30 protein-coding genes are annotated in these 26,287 nt (G+C 64.7%); 7 read left to right on the forward strand and 23 right to left on the reverse strand.

Translation table 11 applies throughout. From position 1 onward, the window contains the following. Positions 1 to 79: 79 nt before the first annotated feature. Both C1O66_RS09840 and C1O66_RS09845 read right to left on the reverse strand, forming a co-directional pair. Complete coding sequence (locus tag C1O66_RS09840; RefSeq protein WP_223696476.1) at positions 80 to 823, reverse strand: DsbC family protein; 744 nt, start codon at positions 821 to 823, stop codon at positions 80 to 82. Positions 824 to 844: 21 nt separating this feature from the next. Next, positions 845 to 1,957 (reverse strand): FAD-dependent monooxygenase, encoded by a 1,113-nt coding sequence (locus tag C1O66_RS09845; protein ID WP_102767716.1) that lies wholly within the window; start codon positions 1,955 to 1,957, stop codon positions 845 to 847. A 229-nt stretch (positions 1,958 to 2,186) separates the two neighbouring features. Between C1O66_RS09845 and ychF the strand changes: the two genes are divergently transcribed. The 3 genes from ychF to rpoH all read left to right on the forward strand — a co-directional run bounded on the left by ychF (position 2,187) and on the right by rpoH (position 5,092). After that, positions 2,187 to 3,278, forward strand: coding sequence for a redox-regulated ATPase YchF (ychF, locus tag C1O66_RS09850; protein ID WP_102767717.1), 1,092 nt, complete (start codon positions 2,187 to 2,189; stop codon positions 3,276 to 3,278). A gap of 222 nt (positions 3,279 to 3,500) precedes the next feature. Then, positions 3,501 to 4,010, forward strand: coding sequence for a chemotaxis protein CheW (locus C1O66_RS09855; protein WP_102767718.1), 510 nt, complete (start codon positions 3,501 to 3,503; stop codon positions 4,008 to 4,010). 161 nt (positions 4,011 to 4,171) lie between these two features. Then, complete coding sequence (gene rpoH, locus C1O66_RS09860; RefSeq protein ID WP_102769578.1) at positions 4,172 to 5,092, forward strand: RNA polymerase sigma factor RpoH; 921 nt, start codon at positions 4,172 to 4,174, stop codon at positions 5,090 to 5,092. Positions 5,093 to 5,176: 84 nt separating this feature from the next. On the opposite strand, the gene C1O66_RS09865 is transcribed toward rpoH, so the two are convergent. The 5 genes from C1O66_RS09865 to C1O66_RS09885 all read right to left on the reverse strand — a co-directional run bounded on the left by C1O66_RS09865 (position 5,177) and on the right by C1O66_RS09885 (position 9,505). Then, on the reverse strand, positions 5,177 to 5,848 hold the full coding sequence (locus C1O66_RS09865) for an SCO family protein (RefSeq protein ID WP_102767719.1): 672 nt from the start codon (positions 5,846 to 5,848) through the stop codon (positions 5,177 to 5,179). Positions 5,849 to 5,851: 3 nt separating this feature from the next. Continuing rightward, on the reverse strand, positions 5,852 to 6,772 hold the full coding sequence (gene cyoE, locus C1O66_RS09870; RefSeq protein ID WP_102767720.1) for a heme o synthase: 921 nt from the start codon (positions 6,770 to 6,772) through the stop codon (positions 5,852 to 5,854). Between the two features lie 97 nt (positions 6,773 to 6,869). Continuing rightward, complete coding sequence (locus tag C1O66_RS09875) at positions 6,870 to 8,030, reverse strand: COX15/CtaA family protein (RefSeq protein WP_102767721.1); 1,161 nt, start codon at positions 8,028 to 8,030, stop codon at positions 6,870 to 6,872. 34 nt (positions 8,031 to 8,064) lie between these two features. Next, a complete protein-coding gene (locus C1O66_RS09880) occupies positions 8,065 to 8,706 on the reverse strand; it encodes an SCO family protein (protein WP_341476789.1) in 642 nt (213 codons plus the stop codon). A gap of 22 nt (positions 8,707 to 8,728) precedes the next feature. Continuing rightward, positions 8,729 to 9,505, reverse strand: coding sequence for an SURF1 family protein (locus tag C1O66_RS09885; RefSeq protein WP_243392763.1), 777 nt, complete (start codon positions 9,503 to 9,505; stop codon positions 8,729 to 8,731). A gap of 42 nt (positions 9,506 to 9,547) precedes the next feature. Here C1O66_RS09885 and C1O66_RS09890 point away from each other — a divergent pair, with 42 nt between their 5' ends. After that, complete coding sequence (locus C1O66_RS09890) at positions 9,548 to 9,766, forward strand: DUF2909 domain-containing protein (RefSeq protein WP_102767724.1); 219 nt, start codon at positions 9,548 to 9,550, stop codon at positions 9,764 to 9,766. Positions 9,767 to 9,903: 137 nt separating this feature from the next. Here the strand turns inward: C1O66_RS09890 and C1O66_RS09895 are convergent, their stop codons facing one another. From C1O66_RS09895 to C1O66_RS09920, 7 genes are all read right to left on the reverse strand, one after another. Further along, entirely contained in the window at positions 9,904 to 10,788 is an 885-nt protein-coding gene (locus tag C1O66_RS09895; RefSeq protein ID WP_102767725.1) for a cytochrome c oxidase subunit 3, read from the reverse strand. Between the two features lie 58 nt (positions 10,789 to 10,846). Further along, entirely contained in the window at positions 10,847 to 11,089 is a 243-nt protein-coding gene (locus C1O66_RS09900) for a DUF2970 domain-containing protein (protein WP_102767726.1), read from the reverse strand. Further along, the gene (locus C1O66_RS09905) at positions 11,086 to 11,715 is read right to left on the reverse strand and encodes a cytochrome c oxidase assembly protein (RefSeq protein WP_102767727.1); all 630 of its coding nucleotides are present in this window, start codon (positions 11,713 to 11,715) and stop codon (positions 11,086 to 11,088) included. Before C1O66_RS09905 ends, C1O66_RS09900 begins: the two co-directional genes overlap by 4 nt. A gap of 12 nt (positions 11,716 to 11,727) precedes the next feature. After that, positions 11,728 to 11,844, reverse strand: coding sequence for a cytochrome oxidase small assembly protein (locus C1O66_RS24350; RefSeq protein WP_223696474.1), 117 nt, complete (start codon positions 11,842 to 11,844; stop codon positions 11,728 to 11,730). 4 nt (positions 11,845 to 11,848) lie between these two features. After that, positions 11,849 to 13,477, reverse strand: coding sequence for a cytochrome c oxidase subunit I (gene ctaD / locus C1O66_RS09910; protein ID WP_102767728.1), 1,629 nt, complete (start codon positions 13,475 to 13,477; stop codon positions 11,849 to 11,851). A 38-nt stretch (positions 13,478 to 13,515) separates the two neighbouring features. Continuing rightward, complete coding sequence (gene coxB, locus C1O66_RS09915; RefSeq protein ID WP_102769579.1) at positions 13,516 to 14,637, reverse strand: cytochrome c oxidase subunit II; 1,122 nt, start codon at positions 14,635 to 14,637, stop codon at positions 13,516 to 13,518. A 296-nt stretch (positions 14,638 to 14,933) separates the two neighbouring features. Next, entirely contained in the window at positions 14,934 to 15,821 is an 888-nt protein-coding gene (locus C1O66_RS09920) for a class I SAM-dependent methyltransferase (protein ID WP_243392764.1), read from the reverse strand. Positions 15,822 to 15,927: 106 nt separating this feature from the next. Between C1O66_RS09920 and C1O66_RS09925 the strand changes: the two genes are divergently transcribed. After that, positions 15,928 to 16,695 carry a ComF family protein gene (locus tag C1O66_RS09925; protein WP_102767729.1) on the forward strand — a complete coding sequence of 256 codons (768 nt, stop codon included), beginning with the start codon at positions 15,928 to 15,930 and terminating at the stop codon, positions 16,693 to 16,695. A gap of 62 nt (positions 16,696 to 16,757) precedes the next feature. Further along, a complete protein-coding gene (gene trmL / locus C1O66_RS09930) occupies positions 16,758 to 17,231 on the forward strand; it encodes a tRNA (uridine(34)/cytosine(34)/5-carboxymethylaminomethyluridine(34)-2'-O)-methyltransferase TrmL (RefSeq protein ID WP_102767730.1) in 474 nt (157 codons plus the stop codon). Positions 17,232 to 17,246: 15 nt separating this feature from the next. On the opposite strand, the gene C1O66_RS09935 is transcribed toward trmL, so the two are convergent. The 8 genes from C1O66_RS09935 to C1O66_RS09970 all read right to left on the reverse strand — a co-directional run bounded on the left by C1O66_RS09935 (position 17,247) and on the right by C1O66_RS09970 (position 24,196). Further along, positions 17,247 to 18,239 (reverse strand): Bug family tripartite tricarboxylate transporter substrate binding protein, encoded by a 993-nt coding sequence (locus C1O66_RS09935; protein WP_102767731.1) that lies wholly within the window; start codon positions 18,237 to 18,239, stop codon positions 17,247 to 17,249. 2 nt (positions 18,240 to 18,241) lie between these two features. After that, positions 18,242 to 19,270: an NAD(P)H-dependent glycerol-3-phosphate dehydrogenase gene (locus tag C1O66_RS09940; protein WP_102767732.1), complete on the reverse strand. Its 1,029-nt coding sequence runs from the start codon at positions 19,268 to 19,270 to the stop codon at positions 18,242 to 18,244. Between the two features lie 157 nt (positions 19,271 to 19,427). Continuing rightward, complete coding sequence (gene secB, locus C1O66_RS09945; protein WP_102767733.1) at positions 19,428 to 19,907, reverse strand: protein-export chaperone SecB; 480 nt, start codon at positions 19,905 to 19,907, stop codon at positions 19,428 to 19,430. A 165-nt stretch (positions 19,908 to 20,072) separates the two neighbouring features. Beyond that, positions 20,073 to 20,336, reverse strand: a complete 264-nt coding sequence (gene grxC / locus C1O66_RS09950; RefSeq protein WP_102767734.1) for a glutaredoxin 3 — start codon at positions 20,334 to 20,336, stop codon at positions 20,073 to 20,075. 44 nt (positions 20,337 to 20,380) lie between these two features. Continuing rightward, complete coding sequence (locus C1O66_RS09955) at positions 20,381 to 20,791, reverse strand: rhodanese-like domain-containing protein (protein ID WP_102767735.1); 411 nt, start codon at positions 20,789 to 20,791, stop codon at positions 20,381 to 20,383. A gap of 133 nt (positions 20,792 to 20,924) precedes the next feature. Further along, positions 20,925 to 22,439: a methyl-accepting chemotaxis protein gene (locus C1O66_RS24610; RefSeq protein ID WP_102767736.1), complete on the reverse strand. Its 1,515-nt coding sequence runs from the start codon at positions 22,437 to 22,439 to the stop codon at positions 20,925 to 20,927. A 57-nt stretch (positions 22,440 to 22,496) separates the two neighbouring features. Continuing rightward, the gene (locus tag C1O66_RS09965; RefSeq protein WP_223696471.1) at positions 22,497 to 22,949 is read right to left on the reverse strand and encodes a type 2 periplasmic-binding domain-containing protein; all 453 of its coding nucleotides are present in this window, start codon (positions 22,947 to 22,949) and stop codon (positions 22,497 to 22,499) included. Between the two features lie 14 nt (positions 22,950 to 22,963). After that, on the reverse strand, positions 22,964 to 24,196 hold the full coding sequence (locus C1O66_RS09970) for a hypothetical protein (RefSeq protein WP_133155159.1): 1,233 nt from the start codon (positions 24,194 to 24,196) through the stop codon (positions 22,964 to 22,966). Between the two features lie 197 nt (positions 24,197 to 24,393). On the opposite strand from C1O66_RS09970, the gene gpmA reads away from it, so the two are divergent. Then, positions 24,394 to 25,137 (forward strand): 2,3-diphosphoglycerate-dependent phosphoglycerate mutase, encoded by a 744-nt coding sequence (gpmA, locus tag C1O66_RS09975; protein WP_102769582.1) that lies wholly within the window; start codon positions 24,394 to 24,396, stop codon positions 25,135 to 25,137. Between the two features lie 21 nt (positions 25,138 to 25,158). On the opposite strand, the gene C1O66_RS09980 is transcribed toward gpmA, so the two are convergent. Further along, a complete protein-coding gene (locus tag C1O66_RS09980; RefSeq protein ID WP_102767738.1) occupies positions 25,159 to 26,274 on the reverse strand; it encodes an HD-GYP domain-containing protein in 1,116 nt (371 codons plus the stop codon). Positions 26,275 to 26,287: the final 13 nt, after the last annotated feature.

Genomic DNA, 26,287 nt, shown 5'->3' on the forward strand with positions numbered 1-26,287 from the left:
GCCCCGGCCAGCGGCAAGAAAAAGCGGCTGAAGCCCTGCTGAATCACTCAGCCGCTGCAGCCGCTGCCAGTTGGCTGGCTCAGGACTTGGTGGCGGACACGGCCTGAAGTCGCTTCTCCAACTGCTCGGCCCCCAGGGCGCCCGGCACGCGGCTGCCATCTTCAAAGAAGATGGCCGGCGTGCCATTGACGTGGAAGCGGCGCATCATGGCCGTATTGCGTTCGATGGCACCATCGTCGCAGGCGGCGAGCGGTTTGACCGGCGCCTTGCCGTCCAACATCCAGCCTTGCCAACTGACCGTAGCGTCCTTGGCGCACCAAATCGAGCGTGCCTTTTCCGCGGAGTCACCACCGAGGATGGGCACCAGAAAGGTGTAGACGGTGATGTCCTTGACGTCTTGCAGGGCGCGTTCGAAGCGCTTGCAGTAGCCACAATTCGGGTCGGCAAATACGGCGATGCGGCGCTTGCCGTTACCGTTCTTCCAGACCACGGCGTCTTTCAGCGGCAGGGCCGCAAAGTCGACCTGGTTGATCTTGTTCAGGCGCTCTTCGGTGAGGTTCTTGCGGGTGCGCAAATCGATCAGCTCGCCCTCAACCAGATAGCTGCCGGTCGGGTCGGTGTAGCGGATCTCGTTGCCGATGCGCACTTCCCACAAACCCGGCAGCGCGCTTTGCCGCACCTCCTCGATCTTGGGCATGCCGGGCAACTTCTCGCCCAGGCTCTTGCGGATCACCGCTTCGTTGGCTGCGGCCACCAAGGGCAGGCTGGCGGCGAGACTCGCCACCGCCAGGGTCTTCAAGTTCAGCATTGTTGTCAGACTCATGGAGAAGAAGTTGGGGAGGTCTCAGGCGCCAAGCGCCCGCGCTGTGAGCCAGCGCTTCAAGGGGGAAAGGGTATTCAAGGTGCTCAGGCCCTGGTTGCGCAAACGGCGCACCGGCTCCAGATCACTGGCAAACAATCGCAGCAGCCCGTCGGTCAGCTCGCCCATGGCCCAGGTGTCCAGTTGGCGCTCGCGAGCATAGCGGCGCAAAAGACGCTCGTCGCCCAAAGGGCGCCAGCTTTCGCGCCCGGCCAACACGCGGGCCAAGGCCGCCACGTCCGCCAGACCCAGGTTCAAACCCTGGCCGGCCAGCGGATGCACCAGATGCGCCGCGTCGCCCAGCAAAACCCAGCCGGGCCCCTGAACCGGCTCGGCACGAGCCAAGGCCAGCGGCCACGTACCGCGTGCGCTGGCCAGGCTCAGCGCACCGACCTCGGCGCCACAGATGTCATTCAGCGCCGCTTCAAAGCTGGCCTCATCCAGCGCCAGAAGCTCCTCGGCCCGAGCCTCCGGCACCGACCAGACCAAACCATAGGAAGCGCCCGCCTCCGGCGCCGCGATGGGCAGCAAGGCCAGCACATCGGGCGAGCGGAACCATTGCCGGGCCACGCCCTGGTGCGGCCGATCGCAGCGCAGGCGGGCCGCAATGCCGCGCTGCCCATAGCTGTTGAGTTCGAATTTCACGCCCAGCTCGGCCCGTGCAGCCGAGGCACGGCCTTCACAGAGTGCCGTCAGCGCGGCGGGCACCGGGGAGTCCACCAGCTGCACATGGGGCGCAAAGCGCAAAGCCACGGCCAGTTGTTGTTCCAGCGCACCGGCGTCCACAATGAAGGCCAGTTCCGACACACCCTGACTCCAGGCCGAGAACTCGAGCAGTGAGCCCGGCGCATCGCCGTGGATCTTCATGTCGTAGACCGGGCTGAGGGCGCTGGGCGGCAAGGAATCCCAAACTTTGAGCTCGCGAAGCAGTCGCACGGCCGCAGCGTTGAGCGCGTAACTGCGAACGTCCTCCCGCTGGGCGGGCGTGGCTTCGGCGCTGCCGAGCAGGGCCACGCGCAGGCCCTGGGCCCCGAGGGCCAAGGCCAAGCTGCGACCGACGCAGCCGCTGCCACGCACCAGGACGTCATATGTTTGCATCGCGGCATTGTAGGCAGGCCCGGCCAGGCCTGCGGCGAGTGGGGAAGCTGCTTTTGCACGCCCGACTCGGCCGGCCGGAGCGGCGCCGGCGCAGCGCGGCTCCGCATTGGCCTAAAATCGCGCCCAGCTTCGAGCCGGCGGCCGCCCCATCGGCTCAGCCCGGCTCCCAGACCGCCTTGTTCAGCGGCCGCAACCGCGGCCTCCAACCCAGCTCCCCAGAAAGCCCTCCATGAGCCTCAAATGCGGCATCGTCGGCCTGCCCAATGTCGGCAAGTCCACCCTGTTCAATGCCTTGACCAAGGCCGGCATCGCCGCCGAGAACTATCCCTTCTGCACCATCGAACCCAATGTCGGTGTGGTGGAACTGCCGGACCCGCGCCTGCAGGCCCTGGCCGAGATAGTCAAGCCCGAGCGCATCCTGCCGGCCATCGTCGAGTTCGTGGACATCGCCGGCCTGGTGGCCGGTGCCTCCAAGGGTGAAGGCCTGGGCAACCAGTTCCTCTCACACATCCGCGAAACCGACGCCATCGTCAATGTGGTGCGCTGCTTCGAAGACCCGAACGTGATCCACGTGAACGGCAAAGTCGACCCGATCGCCGACATCGAGGTGATCCAGACCGAGCTCTGCCTGGCCGACCTGGGCACGGTCGAGAAGAGCCTGCACCGCTACAACAAGGTGGCCCGCGCCGGTGACAAGGACGCCATCGCCCTGGTCAAGGTGCTGGAGCGGTGCCAGGCTTCGCTGGACCAGGCCAAGCCGGTGCGCACCATCGATTTCAGCAAGGAAGAGCAGGCCATCCTCAAGCCCCTGTGCCTGATCACGGCCAAGCCGGCCATGTTCGTGGGCAACGTGGCCGAAGACGGCTTCGAGAACAACCCCTTCCTGGACCGCCTGAAGGAGTACGCCGCCGCCCAGAACGGCCCGGTGGTCGCCATCTGCGCCAAGACCGAAGCCGAACTGTCGGAAATGAGCGACGAAGACCGCGCCATGTTCCTGGCCGAAATGGGTCAGGACGAGCCGGGCCTGAACCGCCTGATCCGCGCCGGTTTCAGCCTGCTGGGCCTGCAGACCTACTTCACCGCCGGCGTGAAGGAAGTGCGCGCCTGGACCATCCACAAGGGCGACACCGCCCCGCAGGCGGCTGGTGTGATCCACACCGATTTCGAACGCGGCTTCATCCGCGCCCAAACCATCGCCTTCGAAGACTTCATCACCTTCAAGGGCGAACAAGGGGCCAAGGACGCCGGCAAGATGCGCGCCGAAGGCAAGGAATACGTGGTCAAGGATGGCGACGTGCTCAATTTCCTCTTCAACGTCTGAGCCGGGACCTGCGCCCCGCCGACAACAGCCCCGCCCTGGCGGGGCTTTTTTCTGGGCGACAGCCGCCCCGCGCCGAAGCGCTTCAGGCCATGGGGGAAATTACCCGGCCCGGTGGCAGCAGATCGAGCGATGGCGCGGCGCACAATGGTTGCAAAATGGACCTGAGACGTTCAGCACCGACTGGCCCTCTTCCGACTTCACCGCAGACAAGCCCACCGATCCATGAGCTCAAACGAACTGGTTCCCTCCTCTGGTGCCCAAGCCCTGCAGCCCACCGGCGGCCAGGCCCGCCATGACACGCGGCAATTCCTGACCTTCCGCATCGGTGGCGAGGAATACGGCATCGACATCCTGCGCGTGCAGGAAATCCGCTCCTACGAGCCGCCCACCCGCGTCGCCCATTCGCCCGATTTCATCAAGGGCGTGGTCAATCTGCGCGGCGTCATCGTGCCCATCGTTGACCTGCGCATGCGCCTGGGTCAAAGCGGCGAGTACAACGCCTTCACCGTGGTGATCGTGCTCAATGTGGCGCAGCGCATCGTCGGCGTGGTGGTGGATTCGGTCTCCGATGTGCTGGAACTCAGCGCCGAGGAAATCAAGCCGCGGCCCGAGGTGGCGGCGGCGCTGGACGCCCGCTTCATCACCGGTCTGGGCAAGATCGGCGAGCGCATGCTGATCCTGCTGGACATCGACACCATGGTCGTCAGCCCCGATTTCGGCCTGCTGGATTGATGCAAGCGACTGAGACGCCGCTCTAAGTTAGCGAGCGCACTCACCAGAAAGCGCATATTCATGCACTTTCTGGAATAACCCCAGCGATTTGGCACTCACTAAACGAGAGTGCTAATATTGACCACATGGAACCGCTGAGGTTCGGCTTGCGAAAGAAAGCGATGACTTTGTCTACACCCACTGCTCTGACGGTCCGTGACCCCTGGTCGCTGGTGCCCTCGCTCGGCAACCTGGATGCATACATCTCCGCCGTCAACCGCCTGCCCCTGCTGACCCCGGAAGAGGAAAGCTCGGCCGCCCGCCGTTTGCGTGACAGCGGCGATCTCGAGGCCGCCGGCCGCCTGGTGCTCTCGCACCTGCGCCTGGTGGTGTCGATCTCGCGCCAGTACCTGGGCTATGGCCTGCCCCAGGGCGACCTGATCCAGGAAGGCAATGTCGGCCTGATGAAGGCCGTCAAGCGCTACGACCCGGACCAGGGCGTGCGTCTGGTCAGCTATGCCATGCATTGGATCAAGGCCGAGATCCACGAGTACGTGCTGCGCAACTGGCGCATGGTCAAAGTCGCCACGACCAAGGCCCAGCGCAAGCTGTTCTTCAATCTGCGCTCGATGAAGCACAGCATGAAGGAAGACCAGGCCGACGACCAAACCCACCGCAACAGTCTCAGCGAAGCGCAGCTGGCCCATGTGGCGCGCGAACTGAACGTCAAGCCGGAAGAAGTGCTGGAGATGGAAACCCGCATGTCCGGCGGCGATGTGGCGCTCGAGCCGCAAAGCGACGAGGACGGCGAGAGCTTCGCTCCCATCGCCTACCTGGCCGACGACAGCCAGGAGCCGACCCGCGTGCTGGAAGCCCAGGCGCGCGACGAGCTGGCCGGCGACGGCATCAGCCGCGCGCTGGAAGCCCTGGACGAGCGCAGCCGCCGCATCGTCGAGGAGCGCTGGCTCAAGGTCAACGACGATTCGTCCGGCGGCATGACCCTGCATGAGCTGGCGGCCGAGTACGGCGTGTCGGCCGAGCGCATCCGCCAGATCGAAGTGGCGGCCATGAAGAAGATGCGCAAGGCACTCAGCCCGGCCTGATCCGACCCTTGCCCGCCATGAAAAACGGCCCCTACCGGGGCCGTTTTCTTTTTGGCGTGGCGAAGCGCCAGCTGGCTTCGAGCTTCAGCGCTTCTCCGCCAGCAGCAGCTTGATGTCATCGGCCAGCGCTTGCGCGCCCGAGCCATAACGCGAGAACACGCGCACCCGGCCTTCGGGGTCAAAGATGAAGCTGGCCGCGGTGTGGTCCAGGGTGTAGCTCTCGGGGGTCTTGCCGGGCACCTTGGCGTAATACACCTTGAACTCCTTGGCCGCCGCCTTGGTCTGTTCTTCGCTGCCACGCAGGGCCACAAAACTGGGGTCGAAGCTGGCCATATAAGCCTTGAGCAAGGCGGGGGTGTCGCGCTCGGGGTCGACGGAGACGAACACGCCCTGCACGCGCTCGCCCTCGGCGCCCAGCGAGCGCTTGACCTCGGCCAGCTCGGCCATGGTGGTGGGGCAGACATCCGGGCATTGGGTATAGCCAAAGAACACCACCACCACCTTGCCCTTGAAATCGGCCAGGCTGCGGCTGCGGCCGTCCTGGTCGGGCAGGTTGAGGCTGCGCGCGTACTCGGCGCCGGTCAGGTCCACGCCCTTGAAGGCCAGCTTGCTCGCGCCACCCAGGCCCAGCTGGTCACAGGCAGCCAGGCTGCCCAGCAGCGCAAAGGCCAGGCCGGTGGCGGCCAGGCTGCGGCGGCTCAGGCCCTTGGGCGAGGGCAAGGGCGAAGAAGAAGTGGAGTTCGTCGTGCGTTTCATGGCTCAAGCGCCCGAGGGCAGCAAATAGTGGTCGAGCAGCAAGGCTGCAAACAGCAGCGACAGATGCCAGATCGAGAAGCGGAAGGTGGCGCGGGCCAGCTCGTCCGAGTAGCCTCGCCACAGCTTCCAGGCGTAGCCACAAAAGCCCAGACCCAGGGCCAGGGCACTGGCCAGATAGATCCAGCCACTCATGCCGGTCAGGAAGGGCAGCAAGGTCGCGGCCAGCAAGATCCAGGTGTAGAGAAAGATCTGCAATCGCGTGTATTCACCGCCATGGGTAACGGGCAGCATGGGCAGGCCGGACTTGCGGTAATCCTCAACCCGGTACAAGGCCAGTGCCCAGAAATGCGGCGGCGTCCACAAAAAGATGATCAGGCAGAGGATCAGGGCCTCCGGCCCCACCTCGCCCCGCAGCGCAGCCCAGCCCAGCACCGGCGGCATGGCGCCCGAGGCACCGCCGATGACGATGTTCTGCGGTGTCATGGGCTTGAGGATGACGGTGTAGATGACGGCATAGCCGACAAAGGTGGCAAAGGTCAGCCACATGGTCAGCGGATTGACCCAGACCCACAGAATCGCCGAGCCGATGCCGCAAAGCAGGGCCGAAAAGCTCAGCGTCTGCGCGCGGCTCAGCTGGCCCTTGGCCGTGGCGCGCCAGGCGGTGCGCTTCATCTTGGCATCGATCTGCTGCTCGATCAGGCAGTTGAAGGCCGCAGCCGCACCGGCCACCAGCCAGATGCCCACGGTGGCCGCGACGATGCTGATCCACTGCGCGCCGCTGGGCATACCGGGCACGGCCAGGGCCATGCCGATGACGGCGCAAAACACGATCAGCTGCACCACCCGTGGCTTGGTCAGTTGGTAGAACTGCTGCCAACGCGAGGCGGTAGGCACGGCAGCGGTGACGGAGGGCGTAGAAGACATAAGGGATCAGGGTATCGGGATTCGGGGGCTGAGCAGCGATCTGCGCAAACAATTTTCAGCGTGGCTCCCGCGTGCAGAGCCACCGAGGGCAGCGGCGCTAAGCAACCAAGGGCCGGATCGGCAGGGCCTGCACCCGCACCGAGCGCTGGCCTTGCTCGATCTGGGCCAGCAGCGCCGCCAGCAGCGTCAACAGCATCGCGGCGCCGCCGGTGTGAGCCAAAGCAGCGAGGATGGGCCAATCGAGCACCACATTGGACATGCCGCTGAGCAACTGCCAGCCCGCCACCAGCAGCAAACGCCGCGGCCAGGGACCGGCTTCACCCGAGGCGGCCAGGCGCCACGCGAACAGCAACAAGACGCTGAACACCAGCAAGGCCCCCAAGCGGTGGGTCATGTGAATGGCGGTCAAGGCCTCAAAAGGCAGCCAGCCGCCGCCCTTGCCCACCCCGAGCTCGCGCCATAGGGTGAAGCCATGCTCAAAGTCCATGGCCGGCCACCACTGGCCCGGCTGGCAGGCCGGAAACTCCGAACAGGCCAGCACCGCATAGTTGGTGCTGACCCAGCCACCCAAAGCCACCTGCAGCACGCTCAGCAGCATCAACAGCCAGGCGCCGGCACGCAGACCCGGGTTCAGGCGCAAGGGCCTGGGGCTGTAACCCTGGGCCTGCCAGGCCAGCAGCATCAGCAAACCCATGCCGCCCAGCAGATGCAGGGTGACGATGGCAGGGAACAGCTTCATGGTCACCGTCAGCGCCCCGAAGGCTCCCTGCATGCACACCCAGACCAAGGTCAAGGTAGCCCAGGCCGGTGAAACGACGGCTGCAGCGTCTGGCGTGGTGGATGGCGCGGCCCGGCGCTGCAGCCAGTGGCGCCAGCTCATCACGCACAGCACCAGAATCAGCACGCCGACAGCACTGGCCAGGTAACGATGGATCATTTCCACCCAGGCCTTGCCGTGCGTCACCGGGCCGCTGGGCATGGCGGTCTGGGCGGCATGGATCTCGTCACGCGCCCCCAGTGGGCTGGCGCTGCCATAACAGCCCGGCCAATCGGGGCAGCCCAGGCCGGAATCCGTGAGCCGGGTGAAGGCGCCAAAGAGGACCAAGTCGAAAGTCAGGAACAGCGTCAGCACCGTCAAGGCGCGCAAACGCTGGCCCGGTGTGGCCGCACGCGAACGCAGACGCAGCCACAGCAAGGGGCCGCAGGCGATCAAGGCGCCCAACGCTGCCAGCTGCCACAGAGGGGAGAGATCGAACATGAGGCTATTTCTCACTCACACAAGCCCAGGCGGCTCAGCGCCCTTCTTTGTCCCAGCCCGCATTGGCCTTGAGCAAGCGGGTCAGATCGCCCTTGAGCTTGGATGGGTCCGGCTGCGGCGGCGAGCGCATCATCCAGCGGCCCATGGGATCGATCAGATAGACGTGGTCCTTCAAGGTCTGGCCGGCTGCGGGCTTGAGCCAGGCTTCCAGCTCGGCACGCGGCGCGCGCAGGATGGTCACCGGCACGCCGGCCGTCAGCGCCTGAATCAGCTCGGGCTTGGGCGAAGGCGAGTCCTCGGGCAGCAGCCAGAGCTTGTCGACCTTGTCGCGCTCCTTGCCCAGCATCTCGCGCAGCTGGCGCTGCAGGAAAAAGCGGCGCTCGCAGGCCTCGTCGCAGTCGCCTTCTTGCACCAGGGTCAGCAACCACTGGCCCTTGAGGCTTTCGGCGGCGACCGGCTTGCCTTGCAGGTCTTGCAGGTGCAAAGCCGGTGGCAGATCCACAGTCGGGTGGATCAACTCGCTGTAGGCCGAACCGCGCGGCTGAACCACGTAGAACGTGAAGTAAGACGCCACCACCGGCGCAGCACAGGCCGCCAAGACCATCAGCATGCGCAGGCGACCGCCGCGCTGACGCTGCGCGTCGGCCAGGCCTTGGGAGCTTGGCAGGCTGTGCACCGTCAAGGTCAGGCCCTCGGCTTCAGGCGCTGTGCTCGCTGCGGCGGGAGCGGATGCGGGGACGGATTGTTTGGAACCAGACATAAAGACCCAGAAGCAGCGCAGAAAGCGCAAACCATTGAAAAGCGTAGCCGTGGTGCTTTTGCAGGCCGGCATCCTGCGCCGGCCAATCACGCCACAAGCCGTCGGCAGGAGGCGAACTTGCCGCGCCTGCCGCCGGCGTGGCGTCGGCATCGGGCAGTTGCAGCACCGTCAAAGGCAACAAGGGAGCGGGCAGCGCCTTGACCAAGCTGGCTGGGTCTAGATTTTGCCGGATCGGGCCCTCCCCTGCCGCGCTGAACTCGTATGCACGGGAAGGCGCCACGGTCAATCGCCCGAGCAACTCCACTTCCCCTGTCGGGGTCTGCACTTGGGGCAAGCGACTGCGATCCCGGGCATCACGCGGGCCCCAGCCTCGCTGCACCAAGATGATGTCGGGGCGCTCACTGAGCTGCAGCGGCGTCACCACAAAAAAACCAACCCGTCCGTTCATGGGCCGATTGTCCAGATAGACGGTGTGCTCGCTGAGCCAGCGCCCACGCAAACGCACAAGACGGTGCAACTGGGTCTCGGCCTCCCCTGGTGCGGCCAGCAAAGCTTCGGCGCGCAAGGGCGGTAGTTGGGCCCGCTCCAGCACGGCACTGTGCAGTGCGGCCTTTTGCGCCGCGCGATCGAGCTGCCAGACGCCCAGCCGCGCCGTCAGCAACACCGCCGACAGCGTGGCCAGACCGATCACCCACGCGCGCGCCCGAGGACTCAAGCCAGCCATCAGTACTGGCCCCCAAGCGCATAATCCGCGACCATGAAACTCATCGTCATCCTCGCATTCATCGGCATCCTCGGCGCCCTCGCGGCCGCTGGTCTGTTCATGTTCAAGAACGGCAAGCAAGAGAGCCGCGGCCCGAATATGGCCCGCGCCCTGGCCTTGCGGGTCGGCCTGTCGGTGGCCTTGTTCCTGTTCATCTTGCTGAGCTATTTGATGGGCTGGATCGAACCGACCGGCTTGCCCATGCAGCGCTGAAGCGCAGCACGAACGGGCTTGCATGGCCCCGCCTCAGAAAAAAAGCGCCGCGAATTGCGGCGCTTTTTCATGGCCGACTGCGGCCTGCCAACCCCTTTGAACGGCGGATATCCGCCGCCATCCAAAGTGGGCCGACCTCACATCCAGTAGACGATGAAGTACAGGCCCAGCCAGACCACGTCCACGAAGTGCCAGTACCAGGCGGCGCCTTCGAAACCGAAGTGGCGGTCCTTGGTGAAGTGGCCCTTTTGCAGGCGCAGGGTGATGAACAGCAGCATCAGCATGCCGACGAACACGTGGAAGCCGTGGAAGCCGGTCAGCATGAAGAAGGTCGAGCCATAGACTCCCGAGCTGAGCTTGAGGTTCAGATCGCGGTAGGCGTGCATGTACTCGTAGCCCTGCACGCACAGGAAGATCACACCCAGCAGCACCGTCATCCACATGAAGGCGATGGTCTTGCCGCGATTGCCGGCGATCAGCGCATGGTGAGCGACCGTCAGGGTCACGCCCGAGGTCAGCAGCAGCGCGGTGTTGATGGTCGGCAGCGGCCAGGGACCCATGGTGGTGAAGGGCTCAACGACACCGGCGGGCGAGGCCGTCATGCCGGCTGCCACGCTGGGCCACAAAGCCTTGAAGTCAGGCCACAGCAACGCGTTCTCCAAGCTGCCCAGGGTCGGCACAGCATGGACGCGAGCCCAGTACAGCGCACCGAAGAAGGCGGCAAAGAACATCACTTCCGAGAAGATGAACCAGCCCATGCTCCAGCGGAAGGACACATCGATGCGGTCGCTGTACAGACCGCCTTCGCTTTCGCGGATGGCATCGCCGAACCATTGCTTGAGCACCACGGCCCACCACAGCAGACCGAAGACCAGCGAGTACTTGCCCCAGTCATGGTCATTGATCCACTGGCCTGCGCCGAGGATCACGAAGAACAGGCCGATGGCGGCCATCACCGGATGGCGCGAGGGCCCTGGTACGAAGTAGTAAGGGGTCTTGCCCGTGGTAGTCGCTGCCGACATTTCTTTTCTCCTCGAACTAAATTCAGTCCTGCTGATGACGCTGCAAACGCTGCCAGCCTCAAGCGCCGGCGACCCCGCTGCCGATGACCCATTGGACCAACAGCACCAGAACCAGCACAAATAAAACGGCTCCGATGAGCCCGGCAATGATCACATGCACCGGGTTCAGCTGAGCCACATCTTTTTCATAGTCGGCGCCACGACGCACGCCGAAAAACGACCAGGCCACGGCCTTCATGGTCTGCACAAAGGACAGCGGCCGAGCCGCCGCCTGCTTCAGGTCTTCGCCAGCCTGGCTCATGTGCGCGGTTCCTTGCTGCTCAGCACCGGAGCGCTGAGTTGGGCCTGCGCCTTGCCCTTGCCCGCCACTTCAAAGAAGGTGTAGGAAAGGGTGATGGTCTTGACGTCCTTGGGCAGCTTGGGGTCGATCACGAAGACGACCGGCCACTGCTTGGTTTCGCCCGGCTGCAAGGTGTACTCGTTGAAGCAGAAGCACTCCAGCTTGTTGAAGTGCGCCGTCGCTTGCTTGGGTGCATAGCTGGGGATGGCCTGGGCCGCCATGACGCGGTTCTGCACATTGCGGAACTCGTACATCACCGTGGTCAGCTCACCCGGATGCACCACCGCATGCGACATGGCGGGCTTGAACTCCCAGGGCCCACGGGCATTGGCGTCAAACTCGACCGTGATCTTGCGGCTGTAGTCGATCTGGCCATTCTTCACATCTTCGGCTCGCACCGCGTGCTGACGCTCGCTGAGCGACAGCACGTTGATACCCAGTGCCGAGCAGATGGCGTTGTAGAGCGGCACCAGCGCATAGCCGAAGCCGAACATCATGGTCACCACGACCAAGAGCTTGCCCACCAAGTGCAGATTGTCCCTGCGCAGGGCGGACGCCAGGGTCCAGGGCCGCTTGGATTCGCTCATCGCAGGCCGATTTCAGAAACCCAGCAAGGCGATCTTGGTCACGAAGCCCAGTCCGAAGACCAGGGCCACCGTGAACAGGATCAGCGCCAGGCGCTTGTTGCTCTTGCGTTGTTCAGGCGTGGCGCTCATGGTGTCAGCCGATCACCTTGGTGGCGCTGGCGTTCAGCTTGGGCGGCTCTTCAAAGGTGTGGAAGGGAGCCGGCGACGGCACTTCCCACTCCAGGCCTTCTGCAGCTTCCCAGGGCTTTTGCGGAGCCTTCTCACCCTTGCCGCGCATCATCGGGATGACCACGAACAGGAAGAAGTACACCTGCATCAGACCGAAGGCAAAGGCGCCCACGGAGGCGATGGCATTGAAATCAGCGAACTGCAGCGGGTAGTCGGCATAGCGACGGGGCATACCGGCCAGACCCAGGAAGTGCATCGGGAAGAAGGTGATGTTGAAGCTGATCAGCGAGCCCCAGAAATGGATCTTGCCGCGCGTCTCGGAGAACATCACGCCGGTCCACTTCGGACCCCAGTAGTAGACACCAGCGAACAGCGCGTACAGCGAACCAGCCACCAGCACATAGTGGAAGTGGGCGACGACGTAATAGGTGTCCTGGATCTGGATGTCGATCGGCGCCATGGCGCAGATCAGACCCGTGAAGCCACCCATGGTGAACACGAAGATGAAACCCACGGCCCACAGCATGGGAACTTCAAAGGTCATGGAACCGCGCCACATGGTGGCCAGCCAGTTGAAGATCTTCACGCCCGTGGGCACGGCAATCAACATCGTGGCGTACATGAAGAACAGCTGGCCCGTCACCGGCATGCCGGTGGCGAACATGTGGTGAGCCCACACGATGAAGGACAGGATGGCAATCGAGGCCGTGGCGTACACCATGGAGGCATAACCGAACAGTTTCTTGCGGGCGAAGGCCGGCACGATCTGGCTGACGATGCCGAAGGCCGGCAAGATCATGATGTAGACCTCGGGGTGACCGAAGAACCAGAAGATGTGCTGGTACATCACCGGGTCACCGCCGCCAGCGGGGCTGAAGAAGCTGGTACCGAAGTGACGATCGGTCAGCGTCATGGTGATGGCACCGGCAAGCACAGGCATGACGGCGATCAGCAGGTAAGCGGTGATCAGCCAGGTCCAGCAGAACATCGGCATCTTCATCAGCGTCATGCCGGGTGCGCGCATGTTCAGGATGGTGACGATGATGTTGATCGAACCCATGATGGACGAGGCACCCAGAATGTGCATCGCGAAGATGCCGGCATCCATGGAGGGGCCCATCTGCAGGGTCAGGGGCGCATACAGCGTCCAGCCGGCGGCAGGCGCGCCACCCGGCATGAAGAAGGACGCCACCAACATGATGGCCGCAGGAATCATCAGCCAGAAGCTGAAGTTGTTCATGCGGGCAAAAGCCATGTCGGACGCGCCGATCTGCAGCGGCACCATCCAGTTCGCGAAGCCCACAAAGGCCGGCATGATGGCGCCGAACACCATGATGAGGCCGTGCATGGTGGTGAACTGGTTGAACAGTTCCGGATTGAAGAACTGAAGACCGGGCTGGAACAGCTCGGCGCGGATGCACAGCGCCAAGATGCCGCCGATCATCAGCATGGTGAACGAGAACAGCAGGTACAGGGTACCGATGTCCTTGTGGTTGGTGGCAAAGACCCAACGACGCCAGCCCGTGGGGGCGTGGTGATCGTGGTGGTCATGGTCATGAACGTCATGACCGGGGTGGCCAAGCACTGCACTCATCTTGTTTCCTTTATCAACGCTTGTCGACGTTCAGCCCATCACTTGCGGGCGGCCAGCACTTCAGCCGGCTGCACCACCTGACCGGTCTTGTTGGACCAGCTGTTCTTGGTGTAGGTGATCACCGCGGCGATCTCGGTGTCGCTCAATTGCTTCCAGGCCGGCATGGCGCCATTGTTCTGGCCATTCAGCAGCACCTTGATCTGAGCCAGCTTGTCTTCCGCCAGCACCACCGGCGAACCCACCAGGGCTTTGATCGGACCAGCGCCCGAACCATCGGCCTTGTGGCAGGCCGCGCAGTTGGCGTTGTAGACCTTTTCACCGCGAGCCACCAAGGCGGCTTGCTCCCAGACCTTGCTCGGATCGTCCGCCTTGGCGGCCAGCTCCTTCTTTTTGCCATCCACCCACTTGGAGTAGTCTTCTGCCGACACCACCTTCACGTGGATGGGCATGTAGGCGTGCTCCTTGCCGCACAGCTCGGCACATTGGCCGTAGAAATCACCGATCTTCTCGGCCTTGAACCAGGTGTCGCGGACGAAGCCGGGGATGGCATCTTGTTTGACACCAAAGGCCGGCACCATCCAGGCGTGAATGACGTCGTTGGCGGTGGTGATGATCCGAACCTTCTTGTTGACGGGCACGACCAGGGGGTTGTCCACCTTCAGCAGGTAGTCATCGCCAGCCGGCTTGCCGGCGTCGGACATGGCGCGATGGGCCGTGTCCAAAGTGGCCAGGAAGCCAATGCCCTCGCCCTCGCCCTTCAGGTAGTCATAACCCCATTTCCACTGGTAGCCGGTGGCCTTGATGGTCAGATCTGCGTTGGTGGTGTCCTTCATCGCGACCACCACCTTGGTGGCCGGCAGGGCCATCAGGATGACGATGATGAAAGGCACCACGGTCCAGGCGATTTCAACCTTCACGCTTTCGTGGAAGTTGGCCGACACCGCGCCCTTGGATTTGCGATGTTTGAAGATGGAATAGAACATCACGCCGAACACCGCCACAAAAATGGCCAGGCAGATGATCAGCATGAAGTTGTGCAGCCACATCTGGTCGGCCGCAATGCGGGTGACCGGGGGGTGCAGATTGAGTTGATTGACCGCAGGGCCACCCGGCAGGTCTTGGACCGCCTGGGCTGCCAGGGCCGTCTGGGCCACCAGCATCGCGCCGGCCGCCGCGGCCACTTGCGCCAGCTGCCCCACGCGGCGCGCGGCCTGATGCACTCGTGCGTTCATCATCTTCATGGTCGTCACTCTTGTTTCAAATTCGTCTCATGAGAGCCCTGGCGTGAACCCGTTTCACTGCCCGGCCGGCCCATTGATGCAACCGCTTCAGCGCTTCTTTTGAGGCTCGTCAAAGACGCTGGCATGGTCTGACCCTAAAGTCATGGGTCATGCATTTTGGCTAAACGCGAATTTTAGCCCAGCATGTCGCGACCCACTGTCGCTTTAAGCCTCTATCAGCCCCCAGATCGACGCACCATCGCGCGCATCTGCTCCAAAGTCAGGCTGGTCTCAGGGCTTACCCGTATCTTCGGCACCGGCTTGAACGCGTGCCCGTACACGATTTCAAGGCTCAGATGCAGCCGGCCATCGGGCCGACGCAATGTTTCCAAGGCCTGCAAAAGCTTCTGGTGCCAGGTCTTGCCTCGGCAGCCGACAAATCGCTCGGGCGCCACATTGCCACCCAACAAGCGCAAGTCTTTGAGAAGGTCGTCGGCTTGCGCCCAGGTCAGTTGAATGCGCTCCTGGTCCATCACGGGATCGGCAAAGCCGGCTCCCACCAGCAGATCGCCGATGTCATGCATGTCCCACCAGTCCGGGCCGGCACGCCCCCAAGCTTGGCGCTCAAACAGCTGGCGCAATTCGACAAAGCTGTCGGGGCCCAGGCAAGAGAACATCAGAAACCCGTCAACCCGCAGAGCACCATGCCAGGCCGCCAGGGTCTCAGGTGGATGGGGTGCCGCGTGCAAGGCCATATTGGCCCAGACCAGGCCGACCTGATCCTGTTCTGGCGTTGATTTCAAGCCCGCCATCGCCTGGGGGCCCTGCACTTGCACCGTGGCGCCACGGCCCAGCGCGTTCTGCCACCAGGAGCGTTTGTGCAAGGCCTGGCTGCGCTCGGCCAGGGCGGCGTCGGGCTCGATCACACGGTGCTCGGCTTGCGGGTAGGCCGCCAGCAAGGCCGCTTCGCCGCCGCCCAGCAGGCCCGACCACTGCAGCACGCGTGTCGGCTGCAGCTTGATGATGGCCAGGCGCTCGGCCATGCGAGTGGCCACCTCCTCATGCAGCCAAGGCGTCTGGGCCATGCTGGCCAAGCGCCGCGCCTGCCGGTGCAGGGCGTTCACATCCAGATCTTGCGGCCGGGCAGCGGGCGCAGACGGGGCTGCGGCGGACGTTTCCGTCCTAGGGGGAGTCAAGGGATCGGCCATGGGCGGGCAGTATATTGAGCCCATGGAAACCCAGCATGCGGCGACCGGCAAACCCGCTTGGGTCGAGCGGGTGCTGATGCGCTGCCCCGGGCAATGCGCAGTCTGCCGTGCCTGGTCCACCGCCCGGGTCTGCGCCGACTGTCTGCTGCGCTACGCGCGCCCCGCCCCGCGCTGCTGGACCTGCGCGGCACGCCTGCCGCCCGAACTGAGCGGCCGACGCGAGGCCAAATGCGGCCGCTGCCTGCGCGAGCCGCCGCCCCTGGACCGCACGGTTGCCGCCCTCGACTACAGCTTTCCCTGGGATGGCCTGCTGCAGCACTACAAATTCCACCAGGCCCTGGATCTGCGCGAGACCTTGCTGGAGCGCCTGCAGCAGGCCTTGAGCATCGCGCAGGTCGAGCCGCCCGACTGGCTGCTGCCCGTGCCGCTGGCACCCGAGCGGCTGAAGGAACGCGGCTACAACCAGAGCTACGAGCTGGCCCGGGCCCTGGCGCGCCGCCGCAAGCTGGCCTGCGACGCGCATTTGCTGCTGCGCGTGCGCAGCACGACCCAGCAGGCGCGCCTGCCTCTGCAAGAACGCGGCCACAATGTGAAGCAGGCCTTCGCCGTCGAGCCCGGCCGCCTGGCCGATCTGCGGGGCAGCCATGTGGCTGTGCTCGACGATGTGATGACCAGCGGCGCCACCGTGTTCGAGATCGCCCGCGTGCTGCGCCAGGCCGGCGCGGCCCATGTCGAGGCCTGGGTGGTGGCGCGCACGCCGGAAGGCGGCAGCGACAGCATCCGGCGCTGAGCCAGTGATCCCGAGCGGCGCTCAAGGACAGACCTTTCCCCCAAATTTTCTTCATGCGACCCATGTTCCACATCGTTCTGGTGCAACCCGAGATTCCCCCCAACACCGGCAATGTGATCCGTCTGGCGGCCAACACCGGCTGCAGCCTGCACCTGATCGAGCCGCTGGGCTTTTCCATGGAAGACCGGCTGCTACAACGCGCCGGCCTGGATTACCACGAGTACACCGCCGTGCACCGCCACCGCGACTGGGCCGCCTTTCTGGCCACCGTGCAGCCTCCGGCCGATCGCCTGTTTGCCTTCACCACACGCGGCAGCCAGCCGCTGGCGCAGATGCGCTGGCAGGCCGGTGACTTCCTGGTCTTTGGCTCGGAAACCGCCGGCCTGGCGCCCGAACTGCGCGAGCAGTTCCCCGAGGCGCAGCGCGTGCGCCTGCCCATGCGCCCGGGCCAACGCAGCTTGAATCTGAGCAACAGCGTGGCCGTGGCGGTGTTCGAAGCCTGGCGCCAGAACGGCTACGAAGGCAGCCAGGCCTGAGCCGCTTGAACTCGGTCAGTCGGCCTTGACCTGGGCCATCTTGATCACTTGAGCCCAGTGCAGGCGATCCGCACGCATCAGGTTCAACAAGCCCTCGGGTGCGGTCCCCTGCGCGCTGAAGTACAGCCCCAGCAGCTTGGCTCGAAAGGCATCGCTGCGGCAGATGCGCAGCAGCTCGGCCGACAAGCGCTCGACGACGACGCTGGGCGTGCGTGCCGGCGCCAGCAAGGCCTGCCAGGAAATGGCCTCAAAGCCCGGATAACCCAGCTCCACCAAGGTAGGCAGATCGGCCAGTGCCGCCACCCGGCCCAGGCTGCTGACGGCCAGGGCCTTGAGCTTGCCAGCCCTCACCTGCGCCATGGCAAGACCTGGCACCATAAAGGCCGCCTGCAGTTCGCCGCTGAGCAGGGCGTTGGTGACCTGCGGGAAGCCGGCATAGGGCACATGGGTCAGAGCCAGGCCGGCGCGAGCCTTGAAGGACTCCATGGCCAGGTGCGAGGCACTGCCATTGCCGACGCTACCGTAGTTCCAGGCCACACCTTGCACACGGGCCTGACGGACAAACTCAGCGCAATCGCGCGCATTCACCCCACTGCCCAGCACCAGCACATTGGGCGAGCTGGCCACCAGGCCGATGGGCCGCAGATCACGCAGCGGGTCGTAGGGCAGCTTGGGGTTGAGCAAGGGCGCCGTCACCAGCGGCCCCTGGATGGTCAGCAGCAAGGTATAGCCATCGGGCGCCGCCTGGGCTGCCAGCGCCGTGCCGACATTGCCGCCGGCGCCCGGCCGGTTTTCGACCAGCACGGTTTGCCCCTGGGCGGCGGCCAGCGGCTCGGCCAGCCAGCGCGCCACCAGATCGGGTGAGCTGCCGGCCGGAAAAGGCACGATCAGCTTGATCGGCCGTGCGGCTGGCCAGGCCGGCTCCGCGCGCAGCGGTGGCACCAGCCCCGAGGCGGCCAGCGCCAGCAGCAGACGACGAGAACCACAGTTCCGAGGCGCGGGCACCATGCTCAGTGCTCGGAACGGGCCTGACGCCCCATCAGCAGGTCCACGGCATCGGCGGGGCTCAAACGCCCTTCCAGCACGGCCACCACGGCTTCGGTGATGGGCATGTCCACACCCTTGGCGCGGGCGCGCGCCAGCACCGTGGGCGCGCTGTACACCCCTTCGGCGACATGGCCCAGCTCGCGCAGGATCTGCGCCAGCGGCAGGCCATCGGCCAGCAAGAGGCCGACCCGGCGGTTGCGCGACAGATCGCCGGTGGCGGTCAGCACCAAATCGCCCATGCCCGACAAGCCCATGAAGGTCTCGCTGCGCGCACCCAGGGCCAGGCCCAGGCGCAGCATCTCGGCGAGGCCGCGGGTGATCAGGGCGGCGCGGGCATTGAGCCCCGGCGCATCGAGCAACTGCCCTTCTCGCTCGGCGCGCAGACGCAGACCATCGGCTGCGCCAACGGCGATGGCCATCACATTCTTGACCGCACCGCCGACCTCGACGCCAACCGGGTCGGCCGAGGTGTAGACGCGCAGGCGTTCGCTGTGGAAGGCCGCCACGGCCGCCTGTGCCAGGGCTTCATCCTCGCTGGCCGCCACCAGGGCGGTCGGCTGACCCGCCGCCACCTCTTGCGCAAAGCTGGGCCCCGAGAGAATGCCCACACGCAGGCGCGGCTGTACCGCGCGGGCGATCTCGTGCCCCAGCAGGCCGGTGCCGGCCTCGAAACCCTTGCACAACCAGAGCACACGCGCCCCGTCCGGCAAGGCCGCGAGCATGGCACGCAGGCCGGCCATGGGCGTGGCCACCACGATCAATCCGGGCTCGGCCGCCTCGCAGGCATGGGCCACGGCACGGGCGAGATCACCCTCGATCTGCAGGCCTTCGGGCAGCGGCGTGTCAGGCAAATAGGCGCGGTTGCGGCCCTCGGCCCGCATGGCGGCCACGGCCGACGCATCGCGGGCCCACAACACCACCTCGTGACGGGCCGCGGCCTGCACGGCCAAGGCCGTACCCCAGGCACCGGCTCCAAGAATGCTGATCTTCATGGCAGCAGCTTAACCTTCAAAACAGGTACTCCGGCCCCGCTCTGCATGCGCCCGCGCAAACCGACGAAGCCCGAAATGCAAAACGCCCCGGCCGAACAACAGCGGGGGCGTGGCGCGCGGAGGCCGGCTTGCGCCGGTCTCCAGCAGACAGTCCATCTCAGTTCAGGGTCGGCGCGGCGGCAGCGTCGCCACCGTTGGCCGCTGCTTCGCGTGCGGCTTGCTGAGCTTCGAACATGGCTTGGAAGTTGACTTCGGTCAGCAGCACGGGCGGGAAGCCAGCGCGGGTGCAAACGTCAGACACCACAGCGCGCAAGTAGGGGTAAATCATCTGCGGGCAGACGATGCCCAGGATGCCTTCGGTCTGCTCTTGCGGCACATTTCGGATCTCGAAGATACCGGCTTGCTTGGCCTCGATCAGGAACAGCGTCTTGTCGCCGACCTTGGTGGTCACGGTGGCCGTCACGGACACTTCGAAGATGCCATCCACCACCGGCTCAGCGGCCAGGGCCAGGTTGATGTCCACCTGGGGCTGGGTTTGTTCCAGCAGGATTTGCGGGGCGTTGGGTTGCTCCAGCGACAGATCCTTCAGGTACATGCGCTGAATCTGGAAGACGGGGGTGTTGTTCTCTTCGGCCATGATGGGGTTCCCAAAAAAGTAAAGGCCCGCCAGCTTCTTTGCTGCGGGCAGCGGCGCTGATTATGGCGCAGCGAATATTTCAGTCTGTGGGGGTCTGCCCGCTCTTGAATTCGGGCCGGCGGACGCCAGGGGCGTTCAGCGCGCCCCCAGCCACCCGCTTCGGAATCAGGCGCCTGCTTGCAACAAGGGCTGCAGGCCTCCGCGCTGGTCCAGCGCGATCAAATCATCGCAACCACCGACATGGGTCTCACCGATGAAGATCTGCGGCACGGTGCGGCGGCCGGTCAGCGCCATCATGGCATCGCGTTCGGCCGGGTTCAGGTCGATGCGGATTTCTTCGATCTGCTCGACGCCGCGCTGCTTCAGCAAGGCCTTGGCCCGCACGCAGAACGGGCAGACCTGGGTGGTGTACATCTTGACGTGGCTCATGGCCGACTCCTCAAAAACCAGGCGAGACAGGAAGCCGAGCCGACTCAGGCGCTCTTCTCGATCGGCAGGCTGGCTTCGCGCCAGGCATTCAGCCCACCGGCCAGGGGCTGGGCTTTCTCATAGCCCAGCTTGCGCAGTTGGGCCGCCGCGCGGGCCGCGCGGGCGCCGCTCTGGCAGACCACAATCACCGGCAGGCTCTTGTTGCTGGGCAGGCCTTTGTGACCCTCCAGCGAAGCCAAAGGCACGTTGCGAGCGCCGGCGACATGGCCAGCCGCAAACTCGGCCGGCTCGCACACGTCGATCAAGACCGCCTTTTCGCGATTCATCAAACGCACCGCTTCGGCCGTGTTGACCGCAGCGCCCTGCGCGCCGCTCGCCAGCGTGGGCCAGAGCAAGAGGCCGCCCGAGGTCAACGCAGCCAAGACCAAAATCCAGTTGTCGAGCAAGAAGTTCAAAGGGCAGCGGCCGTGAGGCGTCCGTGAAAGAGTGGAGGCGGGATTATAGAAAGCCCGCCGGTGCAAAGCAGCGGCGGGCTGGAAGAAGGCCCTGGCACACCAGGGCTGTGCGCTCGGAGCGCGAGATTCGCGGTCAGCGCAGCTTGAAAGTGGCCACAGCCGCCTGCAAGGCCTGGGCTTGCTGCTCCAGGCTGCTGGCGGCGGCAGCGGCCTCCTCGACCAGTGCCGCATTCTGCTGCGTCATCTGATCGAGCTGCACCACCGACTGGTTGACCAGACCGATGCCCTGACTTTGTTCGCCGGAGGCCGCAGTCACCTCACCGATGATGTCCGACACCCGCTGCACACTGGCCACGATCTCGGTCATGGTGGCACCGGCGTCGCGCACCAGGCGGCTGCCCGACTCGACACGATCGACGCTGGCGCCGATCAAGGACTTGATCTCCTTGGCCGCTTCGGCCGAGCGCTGCGCCAGGGAGCGCACTTCGCTGGCCACCACGGCAAAACCGCGGCCCTGCTCGCCCGCACGCGCCGCCTCGACGGCAGCATTCAGCGCCAGGATGTTGGTCTGGAAGGCGATGCCATCGATCACGCCGATGATGTCGTTGATCTTCTTGGAGCTGGTGTTGATCTCTTCCATGGTCGAGACCACCTGAGCCACCACCTCGCCACCCTTGCGCGCCACGGTCGCGGCCGAACCAGCCAGTTGATTGGCCTGGGCTGCCGCTTCGGCGCTCTGACGCACGGTGTCGGTCAGGGTCTGCATATTGCCGGAGGTCTGCTCCAACGAAGTGGCCTGCTTCTCGGTCCGCACCGACAAGTCATGGTTGCCGACCGCGATTTCGCGTGAGGCCACCGACATGGAATCGGTGCCCATGCGCACATCACTGACGATGGCGGCCAGGCCTTGCGACATGGCGCGCACCGCATCCAGCAAGCTGCCTTCTGCGCCAGGTGCCACGTGAATGTCCTGGGACAGATCGCCATCGGCCATCTGACGCATCACATCGCGAGCGTATTCAGGCTCACCACCCAGCTGACGCCAGACGCTGCCGATCACCAGGAAGGATCCAACTCCCAGTGCCACCACCACAACCAAACCGCTGATCAGGATGGCGAAGAGACTGGCGGACACGCCACCTTCGGCCTTGTGCAGGCCGCTCTCGAAACCTTCGCTGGCATCGACACGAGCCGCCTTGACCTCGGCATCCAGGGTCTTGAGCGCGGCCTGCATCTTGGGAATCGCACCGGCTTGATCGCCTTGCTTGATACCAAGGAACAGCTCGGCCGTGTCCACCGAAGCCGCAAAGTAAGCATCAAAGCCCGACTTCAGCTTGGCGGCGGTATCCCCCTTGCCTTCGATCTTGGCGATGGCTTCCAGCAGCTTGCGAATGCTGCTGGCGCGCTCCTTCGCTTCATCCAGACGCTTCTTCTCGCCCTCGGCCACGGCACTTTGAATGGTGGCGCCCAATGCTTCCAGCTGGGCGGCCAGTTGCGTGGTGGCGTCCACATAGGGATAGTGAACTTGACCTACGGCGTTGATGGCCGAGGAGGTGCGAGCCGAGAAGCCCCACACCACGGCAATGCCAATGGCAAAGATCAACGCTGCAAACACAGGCAAGAGCCAGATTCTGGTCTTTACATTCATTCGAACCTCCAGTGCTGATGCGCCGCGCCCGACGGCGCATCCAGGTTGAGCGTTGGATCAGTCTACGCTCAGGACCACCTTGACGCTGCCGTCCACGGCAGATTTCTCGATGTAGCCGATGGCATCGGGATTGGCCGCCACGAACTTCTTGACTTCGGCCGCCGAAGCCAGCTCTTTAGGCGGCGTGGCCTTGCCTGAAAAGACCAGGCGTGACCACGCGGCCTTGACCTGCGGGCCTTGCTTGCCGGTCACCTTGCTGTAGAACTGGTCGCGCACGGGCGAACCGTCTGGCAGATCGGTGGCTGCAGCCGCCGCACCGCTGGGCAGCACATTGGACTTGCCCAGGAAGATGGTGGCCACTTGATCGGCCGTCATGCTGGCCGTCGGGCTCTTGCTGTTGACGATCACTGCCACCTGAGCTTGTGCAGCCAGGGCCGAGAAACCCAAAGCCATGCCGAAAGCCAGACGCAGAGCGCGCGAGTTCAGAGAGATCAGATGCTTGCGATTCATGTCAGGCCTCCGTCTCAAAACACGGTGTCCACAGCGATGCTGTAGACATTGACATTGCCGACCACGGTGCCGTTGACAGGCACCAGGAACAGACCTTGAGTCTTGGGCTGGATGCGTTCGTACTGCGCCTTGATCGCGATATTGCGGTAGGCGTCCCAACGCAGGCCCAAGCCGGTGGTTTTCTGGTCGGTGGCTTGTCCGGCCAGCACCAGGCTGACGCCCCCCTTCAGCTGGGCCAGCCCAGGCGTTGGTGCCGGGATGTCGTTGACAGCGTTGGCGTCCGCCACCTTGAGCTTGGACAAGGTCAGGTAGGGCGTGAACTTGCCGAATCGGTGGCCCAAGGTGAAGTACCAGCCGTTGGTGTCAGAGACATAAGAGTCGGTGCGGCGCTGGGTGTACTCGAAATTGGCCAACCAGTCGCCTTGGTCATAACTGGCGCCGATGCCGGTGAATGTGGCCGTCTTGTTCGTACCATCCAGCTCGTTGCCCAGAGCAGCAAAGCGCGGGCTCAACGCGGCCAGTTGCGGGTTGCGCAGACCGGCCACGATGGTGGCCAGAGTCGTGCTGTGCGCCGTCAGCTTGCTGCTGACATGGCCGACGCGCAGGGTCACGCCGCCTTCCAGCTCAGCGCTGGCGTTGACGCCCAAGACCTTGTCCAGCTCCACCTTGACGCCGGTGACATAGGACGAGGATTTGCCTCCGTAGAGTTGCGCCGTCACGGTGGCCGAGCCCAGCGAAGTTTGGTAGCTGACATCGGCACCGTCGAAATGGCTGACCGGCACCTGACCGTAGACATCCTGCGGCGGACGCAGCCAGGTGTTGGCGTAGCCCACATCACGGAAATCCGAAACCGCGAAGAACGGGCCGCCCATGCGGCCCAGGCGCAGGGCCAGATTCGGCGAGACCTGGGCCTTGACGAAGGCCCACTCCAGGCCCGGCGTGAACTTGCCCTTGCCGTCCTGCTTGGTCAGCACCTGCACGGTGCCCGAGAACATGGCGTTGGCGCGGGCTGTGACCTGCAAGCCTAACTTGCTGTCGACTTCGCCGGTGACCGAGGTGTCGGCGCCGCGCGGCTGGCTGTAGAGGGCGTACTTGCCGGTGTCCGAGCTGGACTTGACCAGACCCAAGGTGCCAAAACCGGAAAAGGAAAACGCAGAATCGCCGGCCGCTTGGGCTTGGGCGCCACCGGCCAGTGTGAGCAAGGCCAGGGCCACTGGCGTCAGGAACACAGCAGTTCCAATTCTCATGAATGTCTCCTTTATGAACAGCAAAAAACAGGCGTGCCGCACAAATGTGCGCCCAACGCCCAACTCTGTACAGACGTTGTCGGCCCCGACGCCACAGACTTGAGTACGAATCGCAAGCAAGCGTGAAGCATGACTTGCGATAGCGGGCCCGTAGAATCCAAGCAGCCCAAATTGGGCGGCCCTATCAAGCAATGTCCATGTACAAACTCGTGCTCATTCGCCATGGCGAATCCACCTGGAACCTCGAAAACCGTTTCACCGGCTGGACCGATGTTGACCTGACCCCCACCGGTGTGGAGCAGGCCAAACAGGCCGGGCGCTTGATCAAGGATGCAGGCCTTGACTTTGACGTGGCTTACACCTCGATGCTCAAGCGTGCGGTTTGGACGCTTTGGCATTGTTTGGATCAAATGGACCGCACCTGGTTGCCGGTCGTCCACAGCTGGCGCCTGAACGAGCGCCATTACGGCTCGCTGCAAGGTCTGAACAAGGCCGATATCGCCAAGCAGTACGGTGACGAACAGCTGCTGGTCTGGCGCCGCAGCTACGACACCCCGCCGCCGGCCATGGAACCCAGCGACCCGCGCAGCGAGCGCGGCGATCTGCGCTACGCCAAGATGGACCCCGAGGACATTCCGCTGACCGAGTGCCTGAAAGACACGGTGGCCCGCGTCCTGCCCTTCTGGGAAGGCAGCGTGGCTCCGGCCATCAAGCTGGGCAAGCGCGTGGTGATCGCCGCCCACGGCAACAGCATCCGTGCCCTGGTCAAGTACCTGGACGGCATTGGCGACAACGACATCGTTGGCGTCAACATCCCCAACGGCATCCCCTTGGTCTATGAGCTCGATGCCGATCTCAAGCCGATCAAGAGCTACTACCTCGGCGACGCCGAAGCCGCGGCCAAGGCAGCGGCCGCCGTGGCCAGCCAGGGCAAGGCCTGACCCTCGGGGCCGCAGGGCCCCTCAGGTGAGCAGGCCGTACAGCCGCTCCAGCGGTACGCGGCTGACCAAGGTCTTGTCAGACTCCAGCGCGGCGATCGAGAATTCGCGCTGAGCGCAGTCGCGTTTGGGCGTCTGGGTGATCGGCAAGCCTTTGCGATCGGTCAGCGCCGCCACCAGGGGCGTCGACATGCTGGCGCCCCGACGGATCACCACCGCACGCTCGCCGCTGGCCAGATTGACCAGCTCGCCGGGCGGATAGATGCCCACCTCCTTGACCAGCGCAGCAACGAAGGGGCTGCCGGGCATCAAGGCGTAAGCCTGCCGCTCGGCCTCTTTGACCGCCAAGGCCGGGCGCGACTCGCGCCGGCTGATCTTGGCCATGAACACATCCATCAGGCGAAGCAGCTCGGCCAGCTCCGACACCTGACTCAAACCGCGCGGATAGCCCTGTCCATCGGCATGCTCGTGGTGCTCGCGCACCGCTTGCAGCCATTCCTCATCCTCAACCCCGGCGGCACGCAGCTGCGCCTCGGCCGTGTCCGGATGGGCACGCAGCTGGGCGCGCTGTTCTTCGGTCATGCGGCCGTGCACGGCAAAGCGCCCTTGCAGATCGACGATGCTGAGGTTCATGGTCAAGGCAGCCTGCACAGCCGTGAGCTGGCGGGCTTCGCTCCAGCCCAGGCGCTGGGCCAGCAGGAGCACGCCCGTGGCGACAAACATGGCATGGGTCAGCCCGTAGTTGCGCAGCTGATGCGACTCCTGGCGCGTGGCCTGGAACAAGGCCACATCGGGGTCGCGCTGCACCAGGCGGATCAGCTCCTGAGCCAGCTCCTCGCAGGCCGCCACAAAGCCCGCCTCGACGCTGACATTCTTCAACAGCACGTCCAGCGCCCAAGGCAGTTGGTTCCAGCGCGCGAACACCGTCGGCGTGGCCACCGCCACCTTGCGGCCGGCCGCCAGGGCCCTGATTTCCTCGACATCGGCATACATGCCGCGGCCCAGCAGCATCTCCAGCTGGGCGTCGCTGCGCAAGACCTGGCCGCATGCCAGCAGCAGGCTGCCCAGCTCATCACGCACATTGAAAGGCAATGGTTCACCGACGGTGAGCTGCTTGGCGACCAGCTTCAGCAACTGCATGATGCGGACTCCG

Source organism: Paucibacter aquatile, assembly GCF_002885975.1.
In the GTDB taxonomy this organism is placed as follows: domain Bacteria; phylum Pseudomonadota; class Gammaproteobacteria; order Burkholderiales; family Burkholderiaceae_C; genus Paucibacter_A; species Paucibacter_A aquatilis.